At 58.8% G+C, this 26,027-nt stretch carries 23 protein-coding genes, 4 tRNA genes and 1 pseudogene; 17 read left to right on the top strand and 11 right to left on the bottom strand.

Annotated elements, in window-relative coordinates:
* Window positions 1-3: 3 nt before the first annotated feature.
* Together ACIOU6_RS12375 and ACIOU6_RS12370 are read left to right on the top strand one after the other, a co-directional pair.
* Window positions 4-1,056, top strand: a complete 1,053-nt coding sequence (locus ACIOU6_RS12375; RefSeq protein WP_221732994.1) for an AI-2E family transporter — start codon at window positions 4-6, stop codon at window positions 1,054-1,056.
* Window positions 1,057-1,312: 256 nt separating this feature from the next.
* Entirely contained in the window at window positions 1,313-2,095 is a 783-nt protein-coding gene (locus ACIOU6_RS12370; protein WP_401136549.1) for an IS4 family transposase, read from the top strand.
* Between the two features lie 122 nt (window positions 2,096-2,217).
* Here the strand turns inward: ACIOU6_RS12370 and xopAW are convergent, their stop codons facing one another.
* The 3 genes from xopAW to ACIOU6_RS12355 form a co-directional block, all read right to left on the bottom strand.
* Window positions 2,218-2,847 (bottom strand): XopAW family type III secretion system calcium-binding effector, encoded by a 630-nt coding sequence (gene xopAW, locus ACIOU6_RS12365; RefSeq protein ID WP_401136547.1) that lies wholly within the window; start codon window positions 2,845-2,847, stop codon window positions 2,218-2,220.
* A 116-nt stretch (window positions 2,848-2,963) separates the two neighbouring features.
* Window positions 2,964-4,013: an ATP-binding protein gene (locus tag ACIOU6_RS12360; RefSeq protein WP_401136544.1), complete on the bottom strand. Its 1,050-nt coding sequence runs from the start codon at window positions 4,011-4,013 to the stop codon at window positions 2,964-2,966.
* Entirely contained in the window at window positions 4,013-4,774 is a 762-nt protein-coding gene (locus ACIOU6_RS12355; RefSeq protein WP_221733054.1) for a response regulator, read from the bottom strand. Before ACIOU6_RS12355 ends, ACIOU6_RS12360 begins: the two co-directional genes overlap by 1 nt.
* A gap of 283 nt (window positions 4,775-5,057) precedes the next feature.
* On the opposite strand from ACIOU6_RS12355, the gene pyrF reads away from it, so the two are divergent.
* Window positions 5,058-5,756 (top strand): orotidine-5'-phosphate decarboxylase, encoded by a 699-nt coding sequence (gene pyrF / locus ACIOU6_RS12350; protein ID WP_401136541.1) that lies wholly within the window; start codon window positions 5,058-5,060, stop codon window positions 5,754-5,756.
* Between the two features lie 126 nt (window positions 5,757-5,882).
* Here pyrF and ACIOU6_RS12345 read toward each other — a convergent pair whose 3' ends face one another.
* Window positions 5,883-6,887, bottom strand: a complete 1,005-nt coding sequence (locus ACIOU6_RS12345; RefSeq protein ID WP_401136538.1) for an NADP-dependent oxidoreductase — start codon at window positions 6,885-6,887, stop codon at window positions 5,883-5,885.
* A 237-nt stretch (window positions 6,888-7,124) separates the two neighbouring features.
* Between ACIOU6_RS12345 and ACIOU6_RS12340 the strand changes: the two genes are divergently transcribed.
* The 4 genes and pseudogenes from ACIOU6_RS12340 to ACIOU6_RS12325 all read left to right on the top strand — a co-directional run bounded on the left by ACIOU6_RS12340 (window position 7,125) and on the right by ACIOU6_RS12325 (window position 11,555).
* Complete coding sequence (locus tag ACIOU6_RS12340; RefSeq protein WP_401136536.1) at window positions 7,125-7,886, top strand: SDR family oxidoreductase; 762 nt, start codon at window positions 7,125-7,127, stop codon at window positions 7,884-7,886.
* Window positions 7,887-8,078: 192 nt separating this feature from the next.
* Entirely contained in the window at window positions 8,079-9,479 is a 1,401-nt protein-coding gene (locus ACIOU6_RS12335; RefSeq protein WP_221732987.1) for a PLP-dependent aminotransferase family protein, read from the top strand.
* A 108-nt stretch (window positions 9,480-9,587) separates the two neighbouring features.
* Window positions 9,588-10,694: pseudogene (locus ACIOU6_RS12330) on the top strand (HAMP domain-containing protein); the annotation flags it as partial.
* Complete coding sequence (locus tag ACIOU6_RS12325) at window positions 10,674-11,555, top strand: methyl-accepting chemotaxis protein (RefSeq protein WP_401136605.1); 882 nt, start codon at window positions 10,674-10,676, stop codon at window positions 11,553-11,555. The pseudogene ACIOU6_RS12330 and the gene ACIOU6_RS12325, both read left to right, overlap by 21 nt.
* 141 nt (window positions 11,556-11,696) lie before the next feature.
* Here ACIOU6_RS12325 and ACIOU6_RS12320 read toward each other — a convergent pair whose 3' ends face one another.
* The gene (locus ACIOU6_RS12320) at window positions 11,697-12,455 is read right to left on the bottom strand and encodes a hypothetical protein (RefSeq protein ID WP_221732985.1); all 759 of its coding nucleotides are present in this window, start codon (window positions 12,453-12,455) and stop codon (window positions 11,697-11,699) included.
* 384 nt (window positions 12,456-12,839) lie between these two features.
* On the opposite strand from ACIOU6_RS12320, the gene ACIOU6_RS12315 reads away from it, so the two are divergent.
* The 4 genes from ACIOU6_RS12315 to ACIOU6_RS12300 all read left to right on the top strand — a co-directional run bounded on the left by ACIOU6_RS12315 (window position 12,840) and on the right by ACIOU6_RS12300 (window position 13,252).
* Window positions 12,840-12,915 (top strand) — tRNA-Glu (locus tag ACIOU6_RS12315).
* Window positions 12,916-12,917: 2 nt separating this feature from the next.
* Window positions 12,918-12,993, top strand: a tRNA-Gly gene (locus ACIOU6_RS12310).
* Between the two features lie 104 nt (window positions 12,994-13,097).
* A tRNA-Glu gene (locus ACIOU6_RS12305) sits at window positions 13,098-13,173 on the top strand.
* A 3-nt stretch (window positions 13,174-13,176) separates the two neighbouring features.
* A tRNA-Gly gene (locus ACIOU6_RS12300) sits at window positions 13,177-13,252 on the top strand.
* 137 nt (window positions 13,253-13,389) lie between these two features.
* Here the strand turns inward: ACIOU6_RS12300 and ACIOU6_RS12295 are convergent.
* The 3 genes from ACIOU6_RS12295 to ACIOU6_RS12285 form a co-directional block, all read right to left on the bottom strand.
* The gene (locus ACIOU6_RS12295; protein ID WP_221734405.1) at window positions 13,390-14,025 is read right to left on the bottom strand and encodes a LysE family translocator; all 636 of its coding nucleotides are present in this window, start codon (window positions 14,023-14,025) and stop codon (window positions 13,390-13,392) included.
* A gap of 1 nt (window position 14,026) precedes the next feature.
* On the bottom strand, window positions 14,027-14,797 hold the full coding sequence (locus tag ACIOU6_RS12290; RefSeq protein ID WP_221734406.1) for a 2OG-Fe(II) oxygenase: 771 nt from the start codon (window positions 14,795-14,797) through the stop codon (window positions 14,027-14,029).
* 89 nt (window positions 14,798-14,886) lie between these two features.
* Complete coding sequence (locus tag ACIOU6_RS12285; RefSeq protein ID WP_221734407.1) at window positions 14,887-15,513, bottom strand: alanyl-tRNA editing protein; 627 nt, start codon at window positions 15,511-15,513, stop codon at window positions 14,887-14,889.
* 90 nt (window positions 15,514-15,603) lie between these two features.
* Between ACIOU6_RS12285 and ACIOU6_RS12280 the strand changes: the two genes are divergently transcribed.
* Complete coding sequence (locus ACIOU6_RS12280; RefSeq protein ID WP_221734408.1) at window positions 15,604-16,602, top strand: LysR family transcriptional regulator; 999 nt, start codon at window positions 15,604-15,606, stop codon at window positions 16,600-16,602.
* A gap of 57 nt (window positions 16,603-16,659) precedes the next feature.
* Here ACIOU6_RS12280 and ACIOU6_RS12275 read toward each other — a convergent pair whose 3' ends face one another.
* Window positions 16,660-17,067, bottom strand: coding sequence for a PA2817 family protein (locus tag ACIOU6_RS12275; RefSeq protein ID WP_221733719.1), 408 nt, complete (start codon window positions 17,065-17,067; stop codon window positions 16,660-16,662).
* 87 nt (window positions 17,068-17,154) lie between these two features.
* A complete protein-coding gene (locus tag ACIOU6_RS12270; RefSeq protein WP_221733718.1) occupies window positions 17,155-19,602 on the bottom strand; it encodes an acyl-CoA dehydrogenase in 2,448 nt (815 codons plus the stop codon).
* Window positions 19,603-19,850: 248 nt separating this feature from the next.
* Here ACIOU6_RS12270 and ACIOU6_RS12265 point away from each other — a divergent pair, with 248 nt between their 5' ends.
* From ACIOU6_RS12265 to ACIOU6_RS12250, 4 genes are all read left to right on the top strand, one after another.
* A complete protein-coding gene (locus ACIOU6_RS12265; protein WP_401136530.1) occupies window positions 19,851-20,510 on the top strand; it encodes a transglutaminase family protein in 660 nt (219 codons plus the stop codon).
* A gap of 43 nt (window positions 20,511-20,553) precedes the next feature.
* Window positions 20,554-21,177 (top strand): glutathione S-transferase family protein, encoded by a 624-nt coding sequence (locus ACIOU6_RS12260; protein WP_221733716.1) that lies wholly within the window; start codon window positions 20,554-20,556, stop codon window positions 21,175-21,177.
* 136 nt (window positions 21,178-21,313) lie between these two features.
* Window positions 21,314-22,246 carry an ABC transporter ATP-binding protein gene (locus ACIOU6_RS12255; RefSeq protein WP_221733715.1) on the top strand — a complete coding sequence of 311 codons (933 nt, stop codon included), beginning with the start codon at window positions 21,314-21,316 and terminating at the stop codon, window positions 22,244-22,246.
* A complete protein-coding gene (locus tag ACIOU6_RS12250; protein ID WP_401136526.1) occupies window positions 22,243-23,022 on the top strand; it encodes an ABC transporter permease in 780 nt (259 codons plus the stop codon). The genes ACIOU6_RS12255 and ACIOU6_RS12250 overlap by 4 nt, the downstream gene beginning before the upstream one ends.
* 75 nt (window positions 23,023-23,097) lie before the next feature.
* Here ACIOU6_RS12250 and ACIOU6_RS12245 read toward each other — a convergent pair whose 3' ends face one another.
* Complete coding sequence (locus tag ACIOU6_RS12245) at window positions 23,098-23,616, bottom strand: DUF2062 domain-containing protein (RefSeq protein WP_221733714.1); 519 nt, start codon at window positions 23,614-23,616, stop codon at window positions 23,098-23,100.
* 136 nt (window positions 23,617-23,752) lie between these two features.
* Here ACIOU6_RS12245 and ACIOU6_RS12240 point away from each other — a divergent pair, with 136 nt between their 5' ends.
* Window positions 23,753-25,987: a DNA internalization-related competence protein ComEC/Rec2 gene (locus ACIOU6_RS12240; protein WP_401136523.1), complete on the top strand. Its 2,235-nt coding sequence runs from the start codon at window positions 23,753-23,755 to the stop codon at window positions 25,985-25,987.
* Window positions 25,988-26,027 lie beyond the last annotated feature (40 nt).

The raw sequence follows: 26,027 nt of genomic DNA, 5'->3' as shown, positions 1-26,027 counted from the left end.
TACATGCTCAATAACGATCGGCTGTTGGTGCAAATCCTTCTGCTGGTGCTGTTTGGTGCCAGCCTGTGGGTGATGGCGCCGTTCTGGTCGGCGTTGTTCTGGGGCGCAGTGCTGGCGTTTGCCAGTTGGCCGCTGATGCGTCTTCTGACCCGCTGGCTCAATGGCCGCGAATCGCTGGCCGCCGCCATTCTGACGTTGGGCTGGATGTTGCTGGTGGCGGCGCCGCTGGTCTGGCTGGGGTTCAACCTGGCGGATCACGTGCGCGACGCCACGGCATTCATCAAGGATGTGCAAGTCGATGGTTTGCCGGAGGCGCCGACGTGGCTGGGAGGTTTGCCGTTTGTGGGTGAGCGGCTGGTCGGGCTCTGGAACAGCATTGATGAGCAGGGCGCCGCGTTGATGGTGTCGATCAAACCTTATCTGGGGCAGGTCGGTAACTGGTTGCTGGCGCGCAGTGCGCAGATCGGTGGCGGGATTCTCGAACTGACGTTGAGCATTGTCTTTGTCTTCTTTTTCTATCGCGACGGGCCGAGGCTGGCGGCTTTTGCTCATCGTTTGCTGGAACGCTTGATTGGCGAACGCGCCGGGTACTACATCGAGTTGGTGGCGGGCACGGTTCAGCGGGTGGTCAACGGCGTGATCGGTACGGCGGCGGCGCAGGCGATTCTGGCGTTGATCGGCTTCCTGATTGCCGGCGTGCCGGGGGCGTTGGTATTGGGAATTGTGACGTTCCTGCTCAGCCTGATTCCGATGGGTCCACCGCTGGTATGGGTGCCGGCCACGGCTTGGCTGGCCTGGAAGGGTGAGTATGGGATGGCGGTCTTTCTCGGGATCTGGGGGACGTTCGTCATCAGTGGCGTGGACAACGTGCTCAAGCCGTACCTGATCAGTCGCGGGGGGAACCTGCCGTTGGTGATTGTGTTGCTGGGGGTCTTTGGCGGGTTGATTGCGTTTGGGTTTATCGGGTTGTTTATCGGACCCACGCTGTTGGCTGTTGCTTATAGTTTGCTGACGGACTGGAGCAAGAGTCAGGCTCGGGTTGAAGACCGCCGTTAGTTTATTGGGTGTGGCGGCATGCGCCGGCCTGACAACTGACCTGTTTCTGGCAGGTCTACCCAGTCCAGACTGTGCGAGCGGGCTTGCTCGCGAAGAGGCCTGTTCTGGCTGCTGATCTCGTCCAGATGTACTCAATTAATCGTTCCCACACCCCGGCATCACTAGTGTCCGGTAAAAACTGAAGGGGGAGCTTGCTCCCCCTTGCTGTGCCTGCTTACTGAGCAATAATCAGGCTTTTCAGACTCGATTTTCGCCTATGTTCAGCAGCACCCGATTTGCACAGATGCTTCAAGCCCTTCCTCATCAGCTTTTCAAAGCAGCGGTCAAGTGCTGTGGTGCTGATCGGTACGCCAAGCAGTTCACCTCCTGGGATCTGCTTGTTACGCTGATTTATGGCCAGATTACTCAGGCCAACAGCTTACGTACGCTGACGACAGCTTCGCAGTCACTGGAACCTCATCGCTACCATCTCAACGCTAAAAACATGGTTCGCTCCACCCTTTGTGATGCGCTGAACAAGCGCAGTTCAGAGCCCTTTCGGTTGGCCTGCGAGCACCTCCTCAAAGGCATCGTTCGTCAACAGCGCAAGTCTCTTGAAGCAATGATCACCTTGATTGATTCGACTTCGATCAGCTTGCGCGGCCCAGGTTTTGACGAATGGACCACCGCGACGAAAACCCGTATCACCCAGGGCCTGAAGGTGCATGTAGCCATCGATCCAAGGCAAACAGCCCCAACTTACGTAAACATCACGGCGGCAAACGTCAACGATCTACGCGATGCGCTGACAATGCCACTCGAAGCGGGCATGACTTACGTTTTCGACAAGGGTTACTGCGATTACAACGGGTGGCACCAGATTGATCAGACAGGTTCTTTCTTCGTCACTCGCTTGAAGAAAAACGCCAATCTGAAGTTGGTCGAGAATTTGAAAAAAGAGGACGCAGCAGAATCTAGGTGGCTCTGGGTCTATTTCCAGCTTCGTCACTCGGCTAGCCCACACGTTGTTCGAACGGCCATCAAGCATCGAACATCTTGAACACCGAAGGCAGAAGCGAACGGAGCAGAAGGCAGCTCAAGGCTGCCTTCTGCTATGAAACAGGTTTTACCGGACACTAGTGACACCCCGGCATGGGAACGATCGCGGTTCACCCGTTCAACTCAAGTCGCTACGTTCAGGTACTTGCCCACAGGCGCTGCATTATCCAGCGAGTATTGCTTGCTCAAGTTGGCAATCATGCGGTTCAACGCTTCTGAGCTGGTCTGGGTGCTGGCGGTCGGTTGGTCGTCCGGGCGTTCACGTCCTTCCTGCAAGGCCGCTTTCAATTCATCGCTGCTCACGTCACCACTGCTGTCGCTGTCCAGAGCCTTGAGCAGTGCGGCGCTGGTATCGGTGCTGCCGGCGCTGGTGAGGCCGCTGCTCAGTTCGTCGCTGCTAATGGCGCCGTCGCCGTCGGTGTCGAGCGCGCTGATCAGGGCGTCGGCCAGGTCAGTGTTGGGGGCTTGGTCTTTTGGCGGCGGTGGCGGCGCCATGGCAGTCATTTCTTCGGAACTCAGGCTGCCGCTGCCGTCGCTGTCCAGATCGCCGAACTGTTTGCTCAGATTGACCAGCAGGCCGTCGTCGGACTTCTGCGACAGGGCGCTTTTCAGCTCGTCCTGATCCACCGCTCCATCGCTGTTGCTGTCGAGTTTGGCGAACAGTTGTTTTTGCAGTTGCTGGCCTCGGGCGTTTTGCGTGGAGGCGCTGCTGGTGCTGGTATAGCTCGTGTAGTTGCTGACGCTACCGATCATCGGACTCACTCCTGGACTGGAAAACCGGTGGGTGTACCGGCTTAGGCAGCCTCAAGGGGCAAGTTGTCGCAGGTATGTGAGGTTTGTACCGGTGGGTACACACGAGGGTGGAGTTCTCAGGGGCGAGGCAGGCGGATGACTGCCGTGAGGCCGCCACCGGGGGTTTCTTCCAGGTTCAGATGTCCACCCAAACGCTGCGCCGCTTCGCGGGCAATGGTCATGCCCAGGCCGACGCCGCCGGAGTTGCGGTTGCGCGAGCCTTCCAGGCGATAAAACGGTTCAAACACCGCCTCGCGCTTGTCCTCGGCAATTCCCGGCCCATGGTCGATCACGCGGATCAGCAGTTGGTCGCGCTGATCCAGCAGTTCAATGCCTGCCTGCCCGGCATAGCGCAGGGCGTTGTCCATCAGGTTGTTGATGCATGAGCGCAGCGCCATCGGTTGTACCGCAAGTGGTGCGCAATGGCCGCTGACCTGCACATCCGAGCCTTGATCCTGGGCGTTTTCGCACAGAGATTCGACCAGCGCCTGCACGTCCATCAATTGCAAGGCTTCGCTGGTGCGCTGTTCGTGCAGGTAGGTAAGGGTGGCATCGAGCATGCCGATCATGTCGTTCAGATCCTGGCGCATCTGGCTTTGCAATTTGTCGTCGCTGATGTTTTCCAGGCGCAGTTTCAATCGCGACAGCGGTGTGCGCAGGTCGTGGGAGACAGCGCCGAGCATTCGCGAGCGTTGCTGAATTTGTTCGCGTATCCGTTGTTGCATCAGGTTGAAGGTATGCGCTGCTTGCCGGGCTTCCCGCGGGCCGGATTCGTCCAGCGGTGGGCTGTCGAGGTCTTCACTGAGGCGCTCGGCGGCGTCACTCAAGCGCTGGATCGGACGACTGAGCAACTTGGCGCCATACCAAGCGGCGATCATCAAGGTGATGAACTGAAAGGTCAGTGGCACCACCGGGCCGCCGAACCAGGGTCGCGGTGGCCGTGGCGGATAGCGCGGATCCTGGTGAGGCCGTTGCCCCTCGGCGTTTTGGGAAAACGCCGGGGGCGGCGGAGGTGGCGGCGGGCCGTAGAGGTGAAACCAGGTGAACGCCAGCAGGTGCGCCAGGACGATCGCCACGAACAACACGCCAAACAGGCGGCCGAACAGGGTGTCGAAGCGCACCCGCATCAGCCGATGTCTCTTGCGTCGAACAGGTAACCCTCACCGCGCACGGTTTTGATCAACTGCGGAGCTTTCGGATCGTCGCCGAGTTTCTGCCGCAGGCGCGAGACCAGCAAGTCGATACTGCGGTCGAACGCTTCAATCGAACGGCCTCGGGCGGCATCAAGCAATTGTTCGCGGCTGAGCACCCGGCGCGGGCGCTCGATGAATACCCAGAGCAGGCGGAATTCAGCGTTGGACAGCGGCACCACCAGGCCATTGTCGGCGATCAGTTGGCGCAGAACGCTGTTCAGGCGCCAGTTGTCGAAACGAATATTGGCGCGCTGCTCGGTACGATCGTCGCGCACGCGGCGCAGAATCGTCTGAATCCGGGCGACCAATTCACGCGGTTCGAACGGTTTGGCCATGTAGTCATCGGCACCCAGTTCCAGGCCGATGATGCGATCGGTGGGTTCGCAGCGGGCGGTCAGCATCAGGATCGGGATGTCCGATTCGGCGCGCAGCCAACGGCACAGCGACAAACCGTCTTCGCCGGGCAGCATCAGATCCAGCACCACCACATCAAAATGTTCGGCTTGCATCGCCTGGCGCATCGCCGCGCCGTCGGTGACGCCGCTGGCGTGGATATTGAACCGGGCAAGGTAATCGATCATGAGCTCGCGGATCGGCACGTCATCGTCGACGATCAGGGCGCGAATGCTCCAGCGCTTGTCGTCTTTTGGCTCATCCGTTCCGGTGGTTTGGGTGTTGTGCATGGGGCTGTTCATCTGCCATTTGGCCGCCAACCACAAAGATGGGCTGCGAGGTTGTGGTTTCAGCATAGGCGTCCGGCCGTGAGGCGGGAAGTGCTGATGTAAGGACGTGTTGCGGCTGGCGAGGCTAGCGCGGGCGCTTGTTGGCGACATGTCGGTTGTGTATCGGAGTCGACACAATAGCGTCGAACGCTATGCTGATCACGTTTGGCGCGACGAATTACCGATCATCGGGTGCCGCGCCGCCGCCGGTTCCGCTACAATGCGCGCCGATTTCGACTTGCCTGAGAGCCCATCCATGTCCGCCTGCCAGACTCCTATCATCGTCGCCCTGGATTTTCCCACCCGTGACGCCGCACTGAAGCTGGCCGACCAGTTGGACCCGAAGCAGTGCCGGGTCAAAGTGGGCAAGGAACTGTTCACCAGTTGCGCCGCCGAAATCGTCGGTACCCTGCGTGACAAGGGTTTTGAAGTCTTCCTCGATCTGAAATTCCACGACATCCCCAACACCACCGCTATGGCTGTGAAAGCCGCCGCCGAGATGGGTGTGTGGATGGTCAACGTGCATTGCTCCGGTGGCCTGCGCATGATGGCCGCCTGCCGTGAAGAGCTGGACAAACGCAGCGGCCCGCAGCCGTTGCTGATCGGCGTGACCGTGCTGACCAGCATGGAACGCGAAGATCTGGCCGGTATCGGTCTGGATATCGAGCCGCAGGAGCAGGTGCTGCGTCTGGCGGCACTGGCCGAGAAGGCCGGGCTGGACGGTCTGGTGTGCTCGGCGCTGGAAGCCACCGCACTGAAAACGGCGCATCCGTCGCTGCAACTGGTGACCCCGGGGATTCGCCCGGCGGGCAGCGCGCAGGATGATCAACGCCGCATTTTGACCCCGCGTCAGGCGCTGGATGCCGGCTCCGATTATCTGGTGATCGGCCGTCCGATCAGCCAGGCGGCGGACCCGGCGCAGGCATTGGCTTCGGTCGTAGCCGAAATCGCCTGATCAAACGCTGAAGATCCAAAATGTGGGAGCGGGCTTGCTCGCGAAAGCGTTGGGTCAGTCGATATCAATGTCTTCTGACACGACCTCTTCGCGAGCAAACCCGCTCCCACATTGGTTTCTGGTGGCTTAAACCTTCAGCACCAACTTGCCGAAGTTCTCACCGCTGAACAGTTTCATCAGCGACTCCGGGAAGGTCTCCAGGCCTTCGACGATATCTTCCTTGCTCTTGAGTTGACCCTTGGCCATCCAGCCAGCCATTTCCTGCGCCGCACTGGCGTATTGGGCGGCATAGTCCATCACCACAAAACCTTCCATGCGCGCACGATTGACCAACAGCGACAGATAGTTGGCCGGGCCTTTGACCGCTTCTTTGTTGTTGTACTGGCTGATGGCGCCGCAGATCACCACGCGCGCTTTCGGCGCCAGGCGGCTCAGCACAGCGTCAAGGATATCGCCGCCGACGTTATCGAAATACACGTCCACGCCTTTCGGGCATTCGCGTTTAAGCCCAGCCACCACGTCTTCGCTTTTGTAGTCGATAGCGCCGTCGAAGCCCAGTTCATCGATGAGGAATTTGCACTTGTCGGCGCCACCGGCAATGCCCACTACACGGCAACCTTTGATCTTGGCGATCTGTCCGGCAATGCTGCCCACTGCGCCCGCAGCCCCGGACAACACCACCGTGTCGCCAGCCTTAGGCACGCCCACCTCAAGCAGCGCGAAGTAGGCGGTCATGCCGGTCATGCCCAGTGCCGACAGATAAACCGGTAGCGGCGCCAGTTTCGGATCGACTTTGTAGAAACCTCTGGGCTCGCCGAGGAAATAATCCTGCACGCCGATGGCTCCATTGACGTAGTCCCCGACGGCAAAGCCCGGGTTGTTCGACGCGAGCACTTTTCCTACGCCGAGCGCACGCATGACTTCACCGATGCCGACCGGTGGGATGTAGGACTTGCCCTCGTTCATCCAGCCACGCATGGCCGGGTCGAGGGACAGGTATTCGTTCTTGACCAGAATCTGTCCCGCAACCGGTTCACCGACCGGCACTTCCTGATAAGTGAAGGTCTCGCGGGTGGCAGCGCCTACCGGGCGTTTGGCGAGCAGGAACTGGCGATTGGTCTGGGAAGTCATGGCAGGTTCTCGAATTGAATTAAGCCTTGTTGATAGACCTTCACTGGCGATGTCGCAAGGTTGGCTGATTCGGCGAATGCATGTCGATCCAGTGGAGTGATAGTGATCCGTGGGGTTCTATCACTGGGGCGCATAGGCGCATAAACAGGCTTTTGATAGTGCTGACGTCTGGCAGAACCCTGTGGCTATGCTGCACTTCGACCCACCCCCTGCATTTACCCGTTCGAGGACATAACAATGAGCATGACGTTTTCCGGTCAGGTTGCCGTAGTCACTGGCGCGGCCAACGGCATCGGCCGTGCGACCGCACAGGCATTCGCCGCCGAAGGCCTGAAAGTGGTGGTGGCCGATCTGGATGCGGCAGGGGGCGAGGGCACGGTGGCGCTGATTCGTACAGCGGGCGGTGACGCCACCTTCGTGCGTTGCAACGTCACCGACGAAAACGATGTAAAAAACCTGATGGCTGAGGTGATCAATATTTACGGCCGCCTTGACTACGCCTTCAACAATGCCGGGATCGAAATCGAGAAAGGCAAGCTGGCCGAAGGCTCGATGGATGAGTTCGACGCGATCATGGGCGTCAACGTCAAAGGCGTCTGGCTGTGCATGAAGTACCAGTTGCCGCTTTTGCTGGCGCAGGGCGGCGGAGCGATCGTCAACACTGCCTCGGTGGCCGGGCTGGGTGCTGCGCCGAAGATGAGCATCTACGCGGCATCGAAACATGCGGTGATCGGTCTGACCAAATCGGCAGCCATCGAATATGCGAAGAAGAAAATTCGCGTCAACGCGGTATGCCCGGCCGTGATTGATACCGATATGTTTCGCCGTGCCTACGAGGCTGATCCGAAGAAGGGCGAGTTTGCCAACGCCATGCATCCGGTAGGCCGCATCGGCAAGGTCGAAGAGGTCGCCAGTGCCGTGCTGTATCTGTGCAGCGATGGTGCTGCGTTCACCACGGGACATTCTTTGGCTGTGGACGGTGGCGTCACCGCGTTCTGAAAAAGCGCCGCTTGAAAGAACCCGCCTTCGTGCGGGTTTTCTTTTTTATGGATCGCCATCAGTTCCGTTAAACCGATAAACAATGTGTATCAAATGATTAGAACGGTCGCTTTTGGCGGCGTTGTCGCACAGCCTGTGCGGCGTGGCTGTGATTTACTGCCGCCAGCAAAACGGACAGGAGTTTGCTTGCTCATGGAATTGAGAATTGATCGACAGGCAATGGTGCCGGTCGTACAGCAGATTGTTGACGGGCTGACTGACTGGATCCTGCAAAGCGGGGTACCGCCGGCCACCCGCTTGCCCTCTGTTCGGCAAATCGCCCGGGGTAATCTGCTCAGTCAGTCATGTGTCGTCGAGGCATGCGAGCGGTTGGTAGCGCAAGGCGTTCTGACCACGCGTCAGGGCGCGGGGTTTATCGTGGCGCCGTCGCCGTCGAACCAGAGCCTAGAGGAGGAGTCGGTGCCATGCGAGGGCCGGCAGGCCTGGTGCGATACCGTGTGCGGCACTTCAAGCGGCTTGAAACTCGGTGGTGGTGGTTTACCCGAAAGCTGGCGCGAGCCCGACGACCTCAGCTATGCATTGCGTGAAGTGGCGCGTACCGACATGGCGAGCCTGTTCAACTACAGCACGCCACTGGGCCTTGCAGCGTTACGCGAGCAGATCGTCAAGCGACTCAAACTGTTCAGCATCGAGGCCTGCAGCACGCAGATACTCAGCACTGGCGGTGCCAGCCATGCGCTGGATCTGATCGTTCGTACATTATTCAAGGCCGGCGATTGTGTCGTGGTCGAAACACCGGGATATGCACCGCTGTTCGACCTGTTGCGGCTGCATGGCGTGCGCATGCTCGAAGTGCGTCGAATGCCGAACGGGCCGGATATCGAAGCGCTTGAGGCTCTGCTGCGTCAGTTTCAGCCCAGTGCGTTTTTCATCAACAGCCATCACCACAACCCCACCGGCAGTTCCCTGACACCGGCAGTGGCTCAGCGCATCGTGCAGTTGAGCAGGACCTACGATGTGCGCTTGATCGAAGACGATGTCTACGCGGACTTGCACACTGGCAATGGTACGCGCCTGGCTGCACTGGACGATGAGGAGCGGGTCATCTATGTCGGCAGCTTTTCCAAGACACTGAGCAGCTCTTTGCGAGTGGGGTTCGTATTGGCCGATAGCGAGTTGGTTGCACGGCTGGCTCGGGTCAAGATGATCAGTGGTCTGGGATGCTCAAGATTTTCCGAGGCGGTGCTGGCCAGCCTGATGTCAACCGGCGCATACCGCAAACTGGTGCAGCGTCAGCGGCAGCGCTTGAATGCCGATCGCGCAGCGGCGTTACAGGCTCTGGAGGATGCTGATTGGGAGGTTTTCGGCAAACCGACGGGCGGATTGTTTATCTGGGCGCGTGCGCGAATGACCGATCAGGCTCGGGTGTCCAGGCAGGCCCAACGCTGCGGAGTGTTGCTTTCAGCTCCAGATGCCTTCAGCCCCAGTGGCGAGGCTGGCGAATGGCATCGCATCAACGTGGCCTACGCCTGTGATCCGCGCGCCCGCCAGTTCTTTCGCAATACCGGTTCGGATCGACCTCAAGTGTTCTGAAAACGACGCGGGCGTAGCTTTTTGCCATTATTCCGACGCCAGAGACTTGTGCTGGTTCATGGCCATTGCGACTCTTCATCAACAGACTTTGGCAGGGGACTACGCGCAATGATTTCGGCCGTGCAAGCACGTTTTGCCAACCTTGGTATGGCAAAAAAACTGGGTATCGGGTTTGCGTTGGTCTTGCTGCTGACCGCGCTGGTAGCAGCCATTGGTGTCTGGTCTCTGCAAACCATCAGCCAGCGTTTCGACGGGCTCAAACAGATGTCCTCGCTCAATAGCGGCCTGCTCAACGTTCGCTTGCTCGAGCAGGAATACGCCTTGCGCGGTGATCCTAAAACCGCCGATGCCGTGCGTGAGGGCGTGGACGGGCTTATTGCCCGGGCCAATGAGCTCAAGGCGCAATCATCGGTCAACGTGCCAGTGATGACGGATGTCGAGCAGTCGCTGGCGGCCTATCGCAAGGCATTTGATGAGTTCGTTTCGCTGACCCAAGCCAAGGATCTGGCGCTGGAAATGGCCAGTTGGTCGGTTTCCAGTGTGGCCAACAATCTCGACTTGTTGCAGGCCGGGCTGGCGGACGACGGTGCGTATACCTTGAAGGATTCCGAGGGCAAGGATGGCGCGCAATTCATTGAGCAGGCCAGTCAGGTCAGTCAGGTGTCGAAGCTGATGCTGCAAGCGATGAATGAGGCGCGGGTTCGACTGGATCAAAGCCGCAAAGGTGATGCCGACAATGCCGACAAAGGCAAAATCGAACAGGCTGCCCAAGCCCAGGCGCAGGCCGATGAGTTGAAGTCCACGGTCAAGGACGAAGGCTATCTGACGGTGCTCAACGAAGTCTTGGGGCACATCGCAGGTTTCAACGAAAAACTGGCTGAGTACACCGGGCTGCTGGCTCAGGAAAAGACTGTTTATGAACAACTGCACGAGCGTGCCGCGCAGGTGGTAGAGCGGGTGAATCAGGCTTATGTCGCGCAAGACAGCGCGATGCAGGCTGAACTGAAGAAGAACGCGCTGCTGATCATTGGCTCATCGGCGCTGGCACTGCTTGTCGGTTTGATCGCTGCGTGGGTGATTACCCGTTTGATCGTCGCGCCGTTGCGCAGCGTGATTCAAGTTGCGCAGCAGATCGCTGCCGGAGATCTGAGTGCCACGGTCGAGGTCACCCGTCGTGACGAGATTGGTCAACTGATGTTGGCGATGCAGCAGATGGGGGCGGGCTTGAGCAAGATTGTCAGCGGGTTGCAGGCCGGTATTGAGCAGTTGGCCTGTTCGGCACAATCGCTGTCGGCCGTGACCGAACAGACCAACCTAGAGGTCAGCAGTCAGAAGGAAGAAACCGAGCAGGTGGCCACGGCCATGAATCAGATGACCGCCACTGTCCATGATGTTGCGCGCAACGCGGAAGAGGCTGCGTTGGCGGCGCAGACGGCGGATGACAAGGTTGAGAGTGGTCAGCAGGTGGTACGCCAGAGCATGGCGCGGATCGAGCAACTGGCTGATTCGGCGACTTCGGCCAGTTCCAGTATCGAAAGCCTCAGTGCCGAAATCCAGAATATCGGCACGGTGCTGGGGGTGATCAAAAGTGTGGCCGAGCAAACCAATCTTTTGGCGTTGAATGCGGCGATCGAGGCGGCGCGGGCCGGGGAGCAGGGCAGGGGCTTCGCGGTGGTGGCCGATGAGGTTCGCGCTTTGGCCAAGCGTACGCAGCAATCGACCGAGGAGATCGAGCGTTTGGTCAGTGCTTTGCGCTCGGCGGCGCATTCTTCGGTGCAGCAGATTCAGAGCAGTGGTGAGCTGGTGAAGCTGGCCGTCAGTGATGCCTTGCAGACGGAGAGTGCGTTGGGGAGTATTGCGGCGGCTGTTTCGTTGATTCAGCAGATGAATCAACAGATTGCGGCGGCGGCCGAGGAGCAGAGTTCAGTGGCGGAGGAGATCAATCGCAGTGTGACGAGTATTCGCGCGAGTGCCGATCAGTCGTCGATTGCAATGCGTGGGAATGCAGCCTCGAGTGTTGAACTGGCGCAGTTGGGGGGCGAGTTGCGCGGGATGGTCGGGCATTTTCGGCTTTGATGACTTGACGACCTGGCAGGTGTACTCGGTTCAAACTGTGGGCTTGCTCGCGAATTGGGATGTAACTTCTGTGAGGCTGGGCCCCAACCACATGTCCACAAAAAAGCCACCTCTCGGTGGCTTCACTTTCAACGTCAGCGATCAGTCGTAGATCACTTTCTTCTTCCAGTCCGCATCGGTTTCGGCATCTTTGAGGCCAGCGGTCAGTTGGTTCTCTTCACCTTCAACTGGCGCAATCTTGTCCATGACTTGGGCGTTGGCGCGGGCGAGGAGTTTTTCCAGGTATTGCAGTTGTTCGGAGTAGATCTGCGGATCCTGCTGTTTGCGCAGGTATTGCACGCCGCGCTCGAAGGCGAGGCGGGCCTGGCCTGGTTGGTTTTGTTGCAGAGATTGTTGGCCGAGGTTGTTGAAAAACTCAATGTGCAGCAGCACCAGAATGTGGCGGACTTCGCGAACCCAGTGCTTGGCTTCGTTCGGTGGCAGGAAGCCGTCATGGGCGGCACGGGTGATCTGGCCGTGGAGGGCTTCGAGCAGGAAGCGCACGTCTTTGGCTTTGGCTTCGGTCAGGATCGGTGCCGGCGGATTGTTGATCGGGATCGACTCGCCCTGGGCCACCAGTGCGCTCAGTTCAGTGATGCGTGCTTTAGTCGTTGCACTGGTTTTCTCAAGGTTTAACAGACGCTGGCAGACGTTGAGTTCCAGGCGGGTTAGCAGCAGCTTGAGTGCAGGCGTCATGAATTGGCCTGGAAAAGTCTCGGTCAGTTCGCCGCAGCGACGCAGGCGGTCGTTGAGTTCGACTTTGGTGCGGGCCTTCTCCAGTTTGCTGTTTTCCACCACATGGTTCATATAGCCAATGGCGATCAGAATTGCGATCCCGGCTATGACTAGCAGGGTGATCATGAGTGGTGTCACCGGTAAGACCTCTTTATAGGGTTCGCATGCGAGTGTAGTGGCTGGGCATTTGTGCGCCTAGCGCCGCTCGACGAATTGGATCGGCAGGTGCAATCTGTATCGGCCGTTTGTTGCATATATGAATGCTGGCCCTTGATGTGCAGATTGCCATCACTGTGCGGTGGACTATAACGCCTTGGCGACCGCCGGAATATAGGCGTCAAACGCCGGGCGACGGAAAAGCCCGATTGGCCTCGTAAAGCAGGTCGAAGTCATTGATTTAAATAAATTTATATCAGGGGGTTGACGACCTCTCAATCCATCCATAGAATGCGCGCCACTTGCAGCGTAAAGCACACAGCGAAACGAAGCAGGGAGTGAATGTTGTAGTGTGTCCCCTTCGTCTAGTGGCCTAGGACACCGCCCTTTCACGGCGGTAACAGGGGTTCGAGTCCCCTAGGGGACGCCAATGCGGGAATAGCTCAGTTGGTAGAGCACGACCTTGCCAAGGTCGGGGTCGCGAGTTCGAGTCTCGTTTCCCGCTCCAATTTTAAACAGCACTGCTTTCGGGCAGGGCTGAGTGAAACCAGAACCAAGTCTTCGGATTCGGGTCTGGACACCGAAACACACACCATGTGTTCCGGGTAGCGTGTCCCCTTCGTCTAGTGGCCTAGGACACCGCCCTTTCACGGCGGTAACAGGGGTTCGAGTCCCCTAGGGGACGCCATTTGCGGGAATAGCTCAGTTGGTAGAGCACGACCTTGCCAAGGTCGGGGTCGCGAGTTCGAGTCTCGTTTCCCGCTCCAATTTCACAAAAACGCCGCTCAATGGAGCGGCGTTTTTGTATGCGTGTGTTTTTACTTTACTGATTGAAGTCATCGAGTCAGTCAAAAAAAGAGGCCCGCCGAAGAGATTCGGCGGGCCTCTTGCGTTTCAGTTCTGATTACCAGGACAGCATCAGTCGACCGGCAAACAAAATCAGCACGACGCCCATGGTGCGTTCGAACCAGTGCCCCATGCGCATGAACAGCAGTCGAACCTTGCTGCTTGAGAAAAACAGCGCAACCACCACAAACCATAGGGCGTTCACCAAGCACATCCACAAACCATAAAGCGCCTGAATTTCAAGTGGCGTGCTGGCGCTGATGATCGTGGTAAAGATCGCGAGAAAGAACAGTGTGGCTTTCGGGTTGGTGGCATTGGTCAGAAAACCGGTACTGAAGGCTTTGAACAGGGTTTGTTCAGCTATCGGCTCGTCGTTCGTTTTCCCCTCGAGTGTCGATTTCGGTTTGCTACGCAGCAGGCTGACACCCAGGTACAGGATATAAGCACCGCCAATCACTTTGGCAACCGTCAGCAACCATGGGGTCGTGTGCATCAATGCGCCTACGCCCAGCAATGTGTACAGCACATGTACGGAAATCCCTGCGCCGATGCCCAATGCCGTGCAGATGCCCACCAGTCGGCCAAAGCGCACACTCTGGCGAATAGTGACCGCAAAGTCAGGGCCGGGAGCGACCACGGCCAGAAAGTGAATGGTGGCCAGCGCCAGAAACTCGCCCAGGTAATTCGATAACATCTCAGCTCCAGAAGGTCAGGGGTGAAGCATTGCCGCGATAGCCGACAAAGAAGGACAGGCTCAAGCGCGGATCCGTTACACCCGGAGTCACTGAGTGCATGCAGCGCGAATTGAACATGATGAAATCGCCGGGTTCTGGCCGAACTTCGAGTGTGGGTGGTCCAAGCAGAGCCGGGTCGATGCCGTAACTGTCGCCACGCATCTCGTCGAACAGATCGGGCGATATATCGTCGTCCCACATCTGCAACGCGCCACCTTCGGTCGGCATGTTCAGGTACACGTTGCAGGCAAACTGTGCTTCCAGGCTGCGCGCTTGAAAGCTCTCCGGTGCGTCCTTGGCGAAAATGTCGTGGTGGGCGAGGAAGCACACGCCGGGTTTTACGACACGCGACAGGCCGACGTACATTTTGCGACCGTATAGATTTTCCAGATGCGCACCGGCTGGCCACGACTCGTCGAGCATGCAGCGCAGTGTGTCGACCGGTGAGGAGTAGGGGGCGCAGCGATTACGCAGTTCAGCGATGTTGCTGGTGGCGCGTTCGAAGTAATCCTCGATCAGCAGCGGCTGGTTTTCCGCCTCGTAAAACGCCATACCGATACGGCCGATACTCGGTGCGTTGATGTAGCCCTCAAAGCCTGGGGCGAGAATCTTGTCGCCAATCTGGATTGCCAGCGGTTCGGGCAAAAAGCCTTTGACGCGAATGGCGAGGACTTCTTCGTTGGCCAGTTTTTTTATGCACGTCTCATCGAGACGCTCGACGTCTAGCATCATTTTTTTAGGTCCATCTATCGATAGTCAACGGAACCGGCGAATGCGGTTCCCCGGCGCCGGACATTGCGCGGAGCAATGTCCGAAAATGCTCAATCCACGCTGTAGTGGACGGACAATGTGCCTTTCTTCTGTGAAAGGGACGCGATCGTGACTGTGCCCAGATCCTTCAGGCTTCGTACATGGGTGCCACCGCAGCCATAGGCTGGCAGTTCACCAAAACCGATTTCCCGCGCGCCTTCGCGCAACGAGGTCAGGCGTGGCAGATCGTGCTCGATCCACTGATCGATACCGAGTTGAACGGTGTGTGCGTCAACTTCCTGTGCGGCATCACCTGGCTTGAATTGCACCCGGCCTTCATTCGGCCAGTGGTGTGCTTTGATAGGCGTCCACCCCATGGCCTGGACGAAATGCCCGATCAAATGCCCGGCCGAATGCAGGCGAGTGTTGAAGCAGCGGCGATCTTCGTCGACGCGAATACAGGTCATGCCGAGCGTGACCGGTTGATCAACGAAATGGATGATTCGATCCGCTTCTTGCACTACGCGCAGCACCTGGCTTGCGCCGATCCAGCCGGTATCACAGGGTTGGCCGCCCCCTTGCGGATGAAACAGGGTAGCGCGCAGTTCTACCGCGAATTCGTTCTCGTGGGGCGTGCAGTCGAGGACTTCTACATTGGCCTTGAGGTCATCACTATGGAAAAAGAGGCGAAGCGTCATATTCCATGCCCTTATTAAAGTTTCTATTTTTATTATATGAATCGTGCAATAACGTGATAATCCGTTCAAACATCAAAGGACTTGTGCGCTGTGAGCATAAATCTACCGCTGCCGTTACTCGGTGAAATGGCGATTTTCGTCAAGGTCGTTGAAACTGGCAGCTTTTCTGAAGCCGCCCGCCAACTCGGATCGTCGCCTTCAGCGATAAGCCGCAGCATTTCCCGACTGGAAAAAGCGTTGGCCACACGGTTGCTGCAGCGCACCACGCGCAAACTGCGCCTGAGTGATGGGGGAGAAGAGGTGTTCAAGCGCTGCCAGGAAATGGTCAGCGCTGCCAAGTCCGTGATGGAAATCAGCGGCCAGTTCACCCATGAGGCTGAAGGTCTGGTGCGGGTCAGCGTACCGAAAGCGGTGGGGCGTTTCGTGATTCATCCGCATATGCCCGAATTTCTGCGGCGTTATCCCAAAGTCGATGTGGAGTTGTTACTGGAGGACCGGCAGGTCGATCTGATCGACGATCATGTCGATCTGGCGATTCGCATCACCGATCGGCCGCCCGCCGGGTTGGTAGGGCGGCAATTGTTGACGATTGACCATTTGCTCTGCGCGACCCCGCAATACCTGGCCGAAAACGGCACGCCAAAGCACCCTCACGACTTGCTCGAACACAGCTGCATTTATCTAGGGGAAACCCCAAGCGATGCGCGCTGGAAATTCAAAAAAGGCAGCAACGCCGTGACGGTCGGCGTGCGTGGCCGATATGCCGCCAATCACACTGGCGTGAGGCTGGGAGCGGTGTTGCAGCATATTGGAATTGGCAGCCTTCCGTACTTCACCGCGCGGTATGCCCTGGAGCAGAAGTTGATTGTGCAGGTATTGCCAGAGTGGACCTTCCTGGCTTCTTACCATGGCGGACTCTGGCTGCTGCATTCGCCGACGCGTTATTTGCCGCCGAAGCTGCGGGTGTTTATCGACTACCTGGTGGAGTGTCTGGAGAAGGAGCCGACCTTGAGCAAGCCCGGTAAGTCGGGCGGCGCGAGTAATGCTGCGATGGTCTATGAATTGCCTGAAAGTGAAGGGCTGCTCTAACGGCAAAAAAAGGTCCGCCTGGACAACCAGGCGGGCCTTTTCATTACCGAAAGAAAATCAGTGCTTGCTGTCCTGAGCGGACATCGCCATCAGTTGCTTTTCCTGATTCCAGTCGAACGGTTCGTCGTTTTGTTCGGCTTCGTAGCGGCGTTCTTCCAAGGCCTGATACAGGTCGATTTCTTCATCGGCCAGGTAGTGCAGGCAGTCGCCAGCGAAGAACCACAGCAGGTCCCGCGGGATCAGGTGGGCAATTTGCGGATAGCGAGTAATCACTTGAGTCAGGATATCCTGGCCCAGGTATTGGCTTTCGATCGGCTCAATCGGCAGTGATGCCAGCAGTTCGTCGAAGCGCTCCAGGAACAGGGCATGGCTTTCTTCGGGAACCTGATCGGCCTCACCTACGGCGACCAGGATACTGCGCAGATGGTCGAGCAAAACAAGATGGTCGGCAACGACGTTGGACACGAGATAAGTCCTCAAGAGCAAAACGGGCGCGGGAGTATAAAGCCCCTGCGCCCGTTTTTCACAAATAAACGGCTACACGTTGAAGGATTAGCGGACTTTGCCGTCGGCCAGCACCAACTCCTCTTTGTCGAAATCATCGACATCAATCACCTTGCGCCTTGCTGCCTCGGCTTCGTGCAGGCTCTGCGCTTGCGCCGCCTGGAGAACCCCAGCCTCAAGCGCTGCATCGATCGCGTTTTCGCCTGCGACCGGTTTGACCTGACCGCTTTTCAGCGAAGTGTGCAGTTTTTTCTGCAACGGTTGCGCAGCACTCAGCAGATCGCTGGCGTGTTGCAGTGCGCCGACGGCATCATCTGCCGAGTGCGGGCGATAGCAGCCGGCAAGTAACTCTTCCAGCGCCGGATCGCCCTTGGCTCGGCCAATAATGCTCGCCACTTCGGCACCGAGTTTGTCCGATGGGCCTTTGTGGCGCCGGCCGAACGGGAACACGATGACCCGCAAAATGCAGCCAAATGCCTTGTTCGGGAAATTGCTCAGCAGCTCATCGAGAGCACGCTCCGACTGGAAAAGGCTTTCTTCCATGGCCCAGCGCAACAGCGGCTCCATATACCCTGGCGAATCCAGATCGTGATAACGCTTGAGCGCAGCGGACCCCAGATACAGGTTGCTCAGCACATCGCCAAGACGGGCCGAGAGACGCTCGCGGCGTTTCAGTTCGCCCCCCAGCAGCATCATGCTGAAGTCGGCGAGCATGGCAAAGGCTGCCGCCTGACGATTGAGCGCGCGGAAGTAACCCTGACTGATCTTGTCGCCCGGCGCAGGTTCGAAGTGGCCCAAACCCAGGTTCAACACCAGGGTGCTGGCGGCGTTGCTCACGGCGAAACCGATATGCTTGAGCAGTAGGCCGTCGAATTCTTTCAGTGCCTGATCCTTGTCCTCGCGGCCGGCGAGGGCCATTTCCTTGAGCACGAACGGATGGCAACGAATCGCACCCTGACCGAAGATCATCAGGTTACGCGAGAGAATGTTCGCGCCTTCCACGGTGATGAAGATCGGCGCGCCGTTCCAGCTGCGCCCAAGGTAGTTGTTCGGGCCCATGATGATTGCCTTGCCACCGTGTACGTCCATGGCGTGGCTGATGCATTCACGGCCGCGTTCGGTCAGGTGGTACTTGAGGATCGCCGACAGGACTGACGGTTTTTCGCCCAGATCCACCGCGTTGGCGGTCAACATTCGTGCTGCGTCCATCATCCACGCGTTACCGCCGATGCGCGCCATGGCTTCCTGTATGCCTTCGAAGGCCGACAGCGGCACATTGAATTGCTCACGAATCTGCGCGTATTGCCCGGTCACCAGGCTGGTGAATTTGGCTGCACCGGTACCGACTGCTGGCAGCGAGATCGAACGGCCCACCGACAGGCAGTTCATCAGCATCATCCAGCCTTTGCCGAGCATCTCCTGGCCGCCGATCAGGAAGTCCAGCGGGATGAACACGTCTTTGCCCGAGTTCGGGCCGTTCATGAACGCCGCGCCCAGTGGCAGGTGACGGCGGCCAATCTCCACGCCTGCGGTATCGGTTGGAATCAGCGCAAGGCTGATGCCGAGGTCTTCCTTGTCGCCCAGCAGGTGATCGGGGTCATAGGCTTTGAACGCGAGGCCGAGCAGCGTGGCGACCGGACCCAGTGTGATGTAGCGCTTTTCCCAGTTAAGGCGAAGGCCGAGGACTTCCTGACCCTCCCATTGGCCTTTGCAGATGATCCCGGTGTCCGGCATCGCGCCTGCGTCGGAACCGGCGAGCGGGCCGGTGAGGGCGAAGCACGGGATGTCGTCGCCACGGGCCAGCCGTGGCAGGTAGTGATTGCGTTGTTCGTCGGTGCCGTAATGCAGCAGCAGTTCTGCCGGGCCGAGGGAGTTGGGCACCATCACCGTGGAGGCGAGATCGCCGCTGCGGGTCGCAAGTTTCATCGCTACTTGCGAGTGGGCATAGGCGGAAAAGCCCTTGCCGCCGAATTCCTTGGGAATGATCAGGGCGAAGAAGCCGTGTTCCTTGATATGCGCCCAGGCTTCTGGCGGCAGATCCATCGACTGGCCGATTTGCCAGTCAGTGACCATCGCGCAGAGCTCTTCAGTCGGACCATCAATGAAGGCCTGCTCTTCTTCACTCAGTTGTGCCTTGGGATAGGACAGCAGTTTTTCCCAGTCCGGACGACCGCTGAACAGCTCACCATCCCACCAGACGGTGCCGGCATCGATCGCGTCGCGTTCGGTCTGCGACATCGGCGGCAGGGTTTTCTGGAACCAGTTGAACAGCGGCGCACTGAAATATTTGCGGCGCAGGTCAGGCAGCACCAATGGCGCGGCCACCATCGCCAGTACGATCCAGAGCACCACCAACAGCCAGCCCGGTGCGTGGCTGAAAATCCCCATCGCCAGCAGGTAGACGGCAACGATGCCCAATGCAGGCAGCGGGGAAATTCGCCGGTGGGCGAGATACGCCACGCCAACGACCAAAACCAGTATCCACAACAACAGCATATTCAGTCCTCCGTGAACCAAGGCAAATCGACCCTTCAGAGCTTAGACGGCATCTGTAAAACCGGGTGGTCAGACCATGGTGATTGAAATCGTGGGAAACCTCTGACGGTTTTCGTAGGTTCGGTGGGCAACATGCGTGGGAAATCGTTCGTTCATTGCGCAACTTTGCATGCATGTTTGGCCGAAACGTCGTTATCTCTGTGCTTGAGCGGTCGCTAGACTCGGGGCTCACCCAGGAGATTGCCGTCATGCACGAGTATCTGAGTCCCGGCCGCTTCATCGATAGTGACCACCCGGCGGTGGTGGAGTTCGCCGAACAGCACCGTGGTGCCAGCGGTGACCCGCTCAAGCAGGCGATCAATCTCTACTACGCCGTGCGCGAGGCGGTGCGCTACAACCCTTACACCTTCAGTCGAGATCCGCAGACGTTGCGCGGCAGTTACGCTTTGGCAACAGGGGAGAGCTATTGTGTGCCGAAAGCCACGCTGCTGGCCGCTTGCGCGCGACATTGCGCGATTGCGGCACGCATCGGTCTGGCGGATGTGCGCAATCATCTGTCGACCCCGCGCCTGCTTGAACTGCTCAAGAGCGATGTGTTCGCCATGCACGGTTACACCGAGCTGTTTCTTGGTGATCGCTGGGTCAAGGCGACGCCTGCGTTTAACCAGAAACTCTGCGAACTGTTCAACGTCGCGCCATTGGATTTTGACGGTATCAACGACAGTGTTTTCCACCCGTACAACCGGGACGGTGCCCAGTTGATGGAGTATCTGGTCGATCACGGCCAGTTCACCGATGTGCCGCAAACCTTCTTCTTTGAGCACCTGGAAAAATGTTATCCGCACCTGTTCGGCGATCAACAGCCGCCACTATTGGGTGACATGCAGAGCGATGTCAGCCGCCTCTGATCCGGCGTATGCTGCCTGCCCACGCATTTGCAAAGAGGCGGTCATGCTGAAGATCTGGGGACGGAAAAACTCATCGAATGTCAGGAAGCCATTGTGGGCCGCCGAAGAACTCGGCCTGGCTTATGAGGCGATCGATGCGGGTGGCGCGTTCGGTGTGGTCGACACGCCGCAGTACCGGGCGATGAATCCGAATGGCCGGGTGCCGGTGATCGAAGACGACGGTTTTGTGCTGTGGGAGTCCAACGCCATCGTCCGCTATCTGCTGGCCAAACATGCGCCTGACAGCGCCTGGTACCCGGCAGACCCACAAGCCCGGGCTATCGCTGACAAGTGGATGGACTGGACCACTTCGAGTTTTGCCGGTCCATTCCGCACCGTGTTCTGGGGCGTTTTGCGTACACCGGCCGACCAGCAGGATTGGGCGGCGATCAACGCGGCGATCACGCAATGTAACGAGCTTTTGAGCATGGTCAACGCTGCTTTGGCCAGCCAACCTTACCTTGGCGGAACAGAAATCGGCATGGGCGATATTCCGCTCGGCAGTTTCATTTATGCCTGGTTCGAGATGCCCATCGAGCGGGCTCCGCAACCCCATCTGCAAGCCTGGTACGAGCGGCTCAAACAGCGTCCGGCCTACAAAAAAGCCGTCATGACCGCGTTGACTTGATAATTACTATCGACACACTTGACTGTACTTGTGCGGCGAGGGCAAGCACCATTGCGCTCTTGCGCTGCGGTTGTATCCCTCGCCGCTTGCCCTTATTTCTCTCTTTCCTCCCTTCACCATGGTGCGTAAATCAGATATGAGTTCCGCTCTGTCCATCCGGCAGCTAACCAAAACCTACGGCAACGGGTTCCAGGCCTTGAGTGGTATCGATCTGGACGTCGCCGAAGGTGACTTTTTCGCCTTGCTCGGCCCCAACGGCGCCGGCAAATCCACGACCATCGGCATACTTTCCACCCTGGTGAACAAGACCAGCGGCACGGTGAATATCTTTGGCAATGACCTGGACAAGAGCCCGGCCGCGCTTAAGCGCTCAATCGGCGTGGTGCCCCAGGAATTCAACTTCAACCAGTTCGAAAAGACGTTCGACATCGTCGTGACCCAGGCCGGTTACTACGGCATTCCGGCGAAAATCGCCAAAGAACGTGCCGAGCAGTACCTGACCCAGCTCGGCCTGTGGGACAAGCGCGATGTGCCTTCGCGTTCGCTGTCGGGCGGCATGAAGCGCCGCTTGATGATTGCTCGTGCGCTGGTGCATGAGCCGCGCCTGTTGATCCTCGACGAACCGACGGCCGGCGTCGACATTGAACTGCGTCGTTCGATGTGGACGTTCCTCACCGAACTGAACCAGAAAGGCATCACCATCATCCTCACCACGCATTATCTGGAAGAGGCTGAGCAGTTGTGCCGCAACATCGGCATCATCGACCACGGCACGATTGTCGAGAACACCAGCATGCGTCAGTTGCTCGGCCAACTGCATGTAGAAACTTTCCTGCTCGACCTCAAGGGCAATTTGAGCGTCGCGCCGCAACTGGTCGGCTATCCGTCCCGTTTGGTGGATGCACACACGCTGGAGGTGCAGGTCGACAAATCCATGGGCATCACCGCGTTGTTCGGCCAACTGGCTCTGCAGAACATCGAAGTGTTGAGCCTGCGCAACAAAACCAATCGCCTTGAGGAGCTGTTCGTGTCCCTGGTGGAGAAAAATCTGTCGAAGGTGGCGGTATGAGTTCCGAATTCCGTCCCAACCTCGTCGCGCTCCAAACCATTGTTTACCGCGAGGTCAAACGCTTCACCCGGATCTGGCCGCAAACCCTGCTGCCGCCGGCGATCACCATGGTTCTGTACTTCGTGATCTTCGGTAACCTGATCGGTCGGCAGATCGGCGACATGGGTGGCTTCACTTATATGGAGTACATCGTGCCGGGGCTGATCATGATGTCGGTGATCACCAACTCCTACGGCAACGTGGTGTCGAGCTTCTTCGGTAGCAAGTTCCAGCGTTCCATCGAAGAGTTGATGGTCTCGCCGGTCTCGCCGCACACAATTCTGATCGGCTATACCTGTGGTGGCGTACTGCGCGGGTTGATGGTGGGTGTGATCGTCACCATCCTGTCGCTGTTCTTTACCCACTTGCAGGTGCATCACCTGGGCGTGACCATTCTGGTGGTGGTGCTGACGGCGACGATTTTCTCGTTACTGGGCTTTATCAACGCGGTGTTTGCGCGCAACTTCGATGATATTTCGATCATCCCGACCTTCGTGCTGACACCGCTGACGTATCTGGGCGGCGTGTTCTACTCGATCACTTTGCTGCCGCCGTTCTGGCAGACGGTGTCGCTGGCCAATCCGGTGCTGCACATGGTCAACGCCTTCCGCTACGGCATCCTCGGTGTTTCGGATATCCGCATCGGTATTGCGATCACCTTCATGCTGGTGGCGACGGTGGTGTTGTATTTAGGTTGCGCGCGGTTACTGGTGAGTGGGCGCGGGATGCGGACCTGACGCTATGCCCAGTCGCATGCCTGGCTAGTCCGGGCACCACAAAAAACGGCCTCCATTGCGCAGGCCGTTTTGCATTCAAGGCGTTCGATTTTTCTTGCGGCGCGCCCATTGCCGTGCGACCCACCAGCGCCAATACATCATCACCACGAAGTAGGCGAGGGCGCCCAGCACCAACCCGGACAGCACCGAACCGAGCAAAAACGGTTGCCACAACGTCGACAGCTCACCGCTTATCCATTCCCAGGTCAGTTGATCGGGCAGATGCCGTATCGGCACGTCCATCAGCCACGCACCCACCTTATAAGTGCAAAAAAACACCGCTGGCATGGTGATCGGATTAGTCAGCCAGACCAGGCTCACGGCAATCGGCATGTTGCCGCGCACCATGATTGCCAGCGCCGCGGCCACCAGCATCTGCAACGGGATCGGTAGGAATGCGGTAAACAGACCCACTGCCATTGCTCGAGCAACCGAGTGGCGATTGAGGTGCCAGAGGTTCGGGTCATGCAGCAACTTGCCGAGAAATCGTAAGGATTTGTGTTCCCTGATCCTCGTTGGGTCGGGCATGTAGCGTTTGAATAAGCGCCGGGGCATAAGGCTTCTCGGTCGATTAAGGCGGCAAGTATGTCTGGATTCTACGAACCGCCCATTCAGACTTTGTGACAATTGTTGACGACGGTCGTGCCCAAGACCCGCTATGCCTAAGTGCGCGACTCTCAAGGACGGGCTTATGCGCACAGGGATGATGGCGTTGGCAGTCGGTCTGCTGGCCCCGATAGTTTTGCCAGCCTTGCCGCCGGTCGGGTTGACCGTGTTAATGGCGGTGGTGGGTTTGATGTTGCTGCCGTTTCGCAGCTATCCATTGGCATTTTTATTGTTTGGTTTCACTTGGGCCTGCGTCGGCGCGCAATGGGCGCTGGATGAGCGACTTTCAACCCGTCTGGACGGCGAGACCCGCTGGCTTGAGGGGCGGGTGGTTGGTCTGCCGCACAATGGCGACGGTGTGGTGCGTTTCGAATTGGCTGAGGCGCGCTCGCGTCACGAGAAACTGCCGTCACTGATGCGTCTGGCCTGGTACGCCGGGCCACCGGTCAACAGTGGCGAGCGCTGGCGCTTGGCGGTCAAGCTCAAACGCCCGGCCGGTTTGCTCAATCCGGATGCCTTCGATTACGAAGCCTGGCTGCTGGCGCAACGCATCGGTGCGACCGGTACGATCAAGGATGGCCGGCGTTTGGCCGAGGCGCGGTGGGCGTGGCGCGACAGCATTCGTCAGCGCTTGCTCGCGGTAGACGCGCAGGGGCGGGCAGGCGCACTGGCCGCGCTGGTGCTGGGCGATGGCTCCGGACTCAGCCGCAACGATTGGCAGATTCTGCAGGACACCGGCACCGTCCATTTACTGGTGATTTCCGGCCAGCACATCGCAATGCTGGCGGCGGTGATGTACTTGCTGGTTGCCGGGTTGGCCCGTTATGGGCTGTGGCCGCTGCGCTGGCCTTGGCTGCCGTGGGCCTGTGCGCTGGCGTTCGCCGCGGCGCTCGGTTACGGGCTGCTCGCCGGGTTCGACGTGCCGGTGCGCCGGGCCTGCGTAATGGTCGGGCTGGTGCTGTTGTGGCGTTTGCGCTTTCGCCATCTCGGCGCGTGGTGGCCGCTGTTGCTGGCGTTCAACGCCGTGCTGTTGCTTGATCCGCTGGCCGGTTTGCGCCCCGGTTTCTGGTTGTCGTTCGCGGCGGTGGCGGTGCTGGTCCTTACCTTTGGCGGTCGTCTCGGAGGCTGGCGTTGGTGGCAAACCTGGACGAGGGCGCAGTGGCTGATTGCAATCGGTCTGTGTCCAGTGCTGATGGCGCTGAGTTTGCCGATCAGCCTGAGTGGGCCGTTGGCGAATTTGCTGGCGGTGCCTTGGATCAGTCTGGTGGTGTTACCGCCGGCATTGCTCGGCACTTTATTGTTAGCCGTGCCGTATGTCGGCGAAGGCCTGTTATGGCTGGCCGGAGGTTTGATCGACGGTTTGTTTCGAGCCTTGGCGTTGGTTGCCGGGCAATGGCCTGCGTGGATTGCTCCCTCGATTCCCGCGTGGGCGTTAGCCATGGGCAGTCTCGGAACCCTGCTGTTACTGTTGCCGCGCGGTGTACCGATGCGTCCTCTGGGCTGGCCGTTGCTGCTGGTTCTGGTCGTGCCGCCACGGGAGCAACTGGAGGAAAATTTAGCCGACCTCTGGCAGCTCGACGTCGGCCAGGGCTTGGCGATTCTGATCCGCACCCGGCATCACACCTTGCTCTACGACGCCGGGCCGCGTTTCGGTGATTCCGATCTCGGTGAGCGCGTTGTGGTGCCGGCCTTGCGCAAATTGAGGGTCGAGAAGCTTGATTTGATGCTGCTCAGCCACGCCGATGCCGATCATGCCGGTGGCGCCCTGGCAGTGGCGCGCCACTTGAAGGTGGATCGAGTCATCAGCGGCGATCCGCCCGGGCTGCCAGCCGAACTGAACGCCGAAGCTTGTGAAAGTGGCCGCCGATGGCAGTGGGACGGCGTCAGTTTTCACCTGTGGCAATGGGCGGATGCCCGCGACAGCAACCAGCGCTCCTGCGTATTACAGGTCGAGGCCAACGGCGAGCGCCTGCTGTTGACCGGCGATATTGACACCCATGCCGAACGTGTCCTGCTCGACAGCCCACTGGCAGCACCGACGCAATGGTTGCAAGCGCCGCACCACGGCAGTCGCAGTTCTTCATCGATGGCCTTGCTGAAAGTGTTGAAGCCCGGCGCCGTGCTGATTTCCCGAGGCCACGGGAATTCGTTTGGCCACCCCCACCCGACGGTGCTGGCACGCTATCGCAAACAGGGGCTGCGTATTTATGACAGTGCTGAACAGGGCGCCATTCATCTGCAATTGGGCCGCTTCAGGCCACCCTGGACAATGCGCCAACAGCGGCGTTTCTGGCGTGATCCACCGTCATTGGCCCATTGATCGGGGCGCGGACGAAGGCGACGTCACGGTCGTCGGGGCG

This window comes from Pseudomonas sp. NPDC087615 (assembly GCF_044743445.1).
GTDB classification, from domain to species: Bacteria; Pseudomonadota; Gammaproteobacteria; order Pseudomonadales; family Pseudomonadaceae; genus Aquipseudomonas; species Aquipseudomonas baetica_A.
This window is presented reverse-complemented; position numbering and strand designations above follow the sequence as displayed.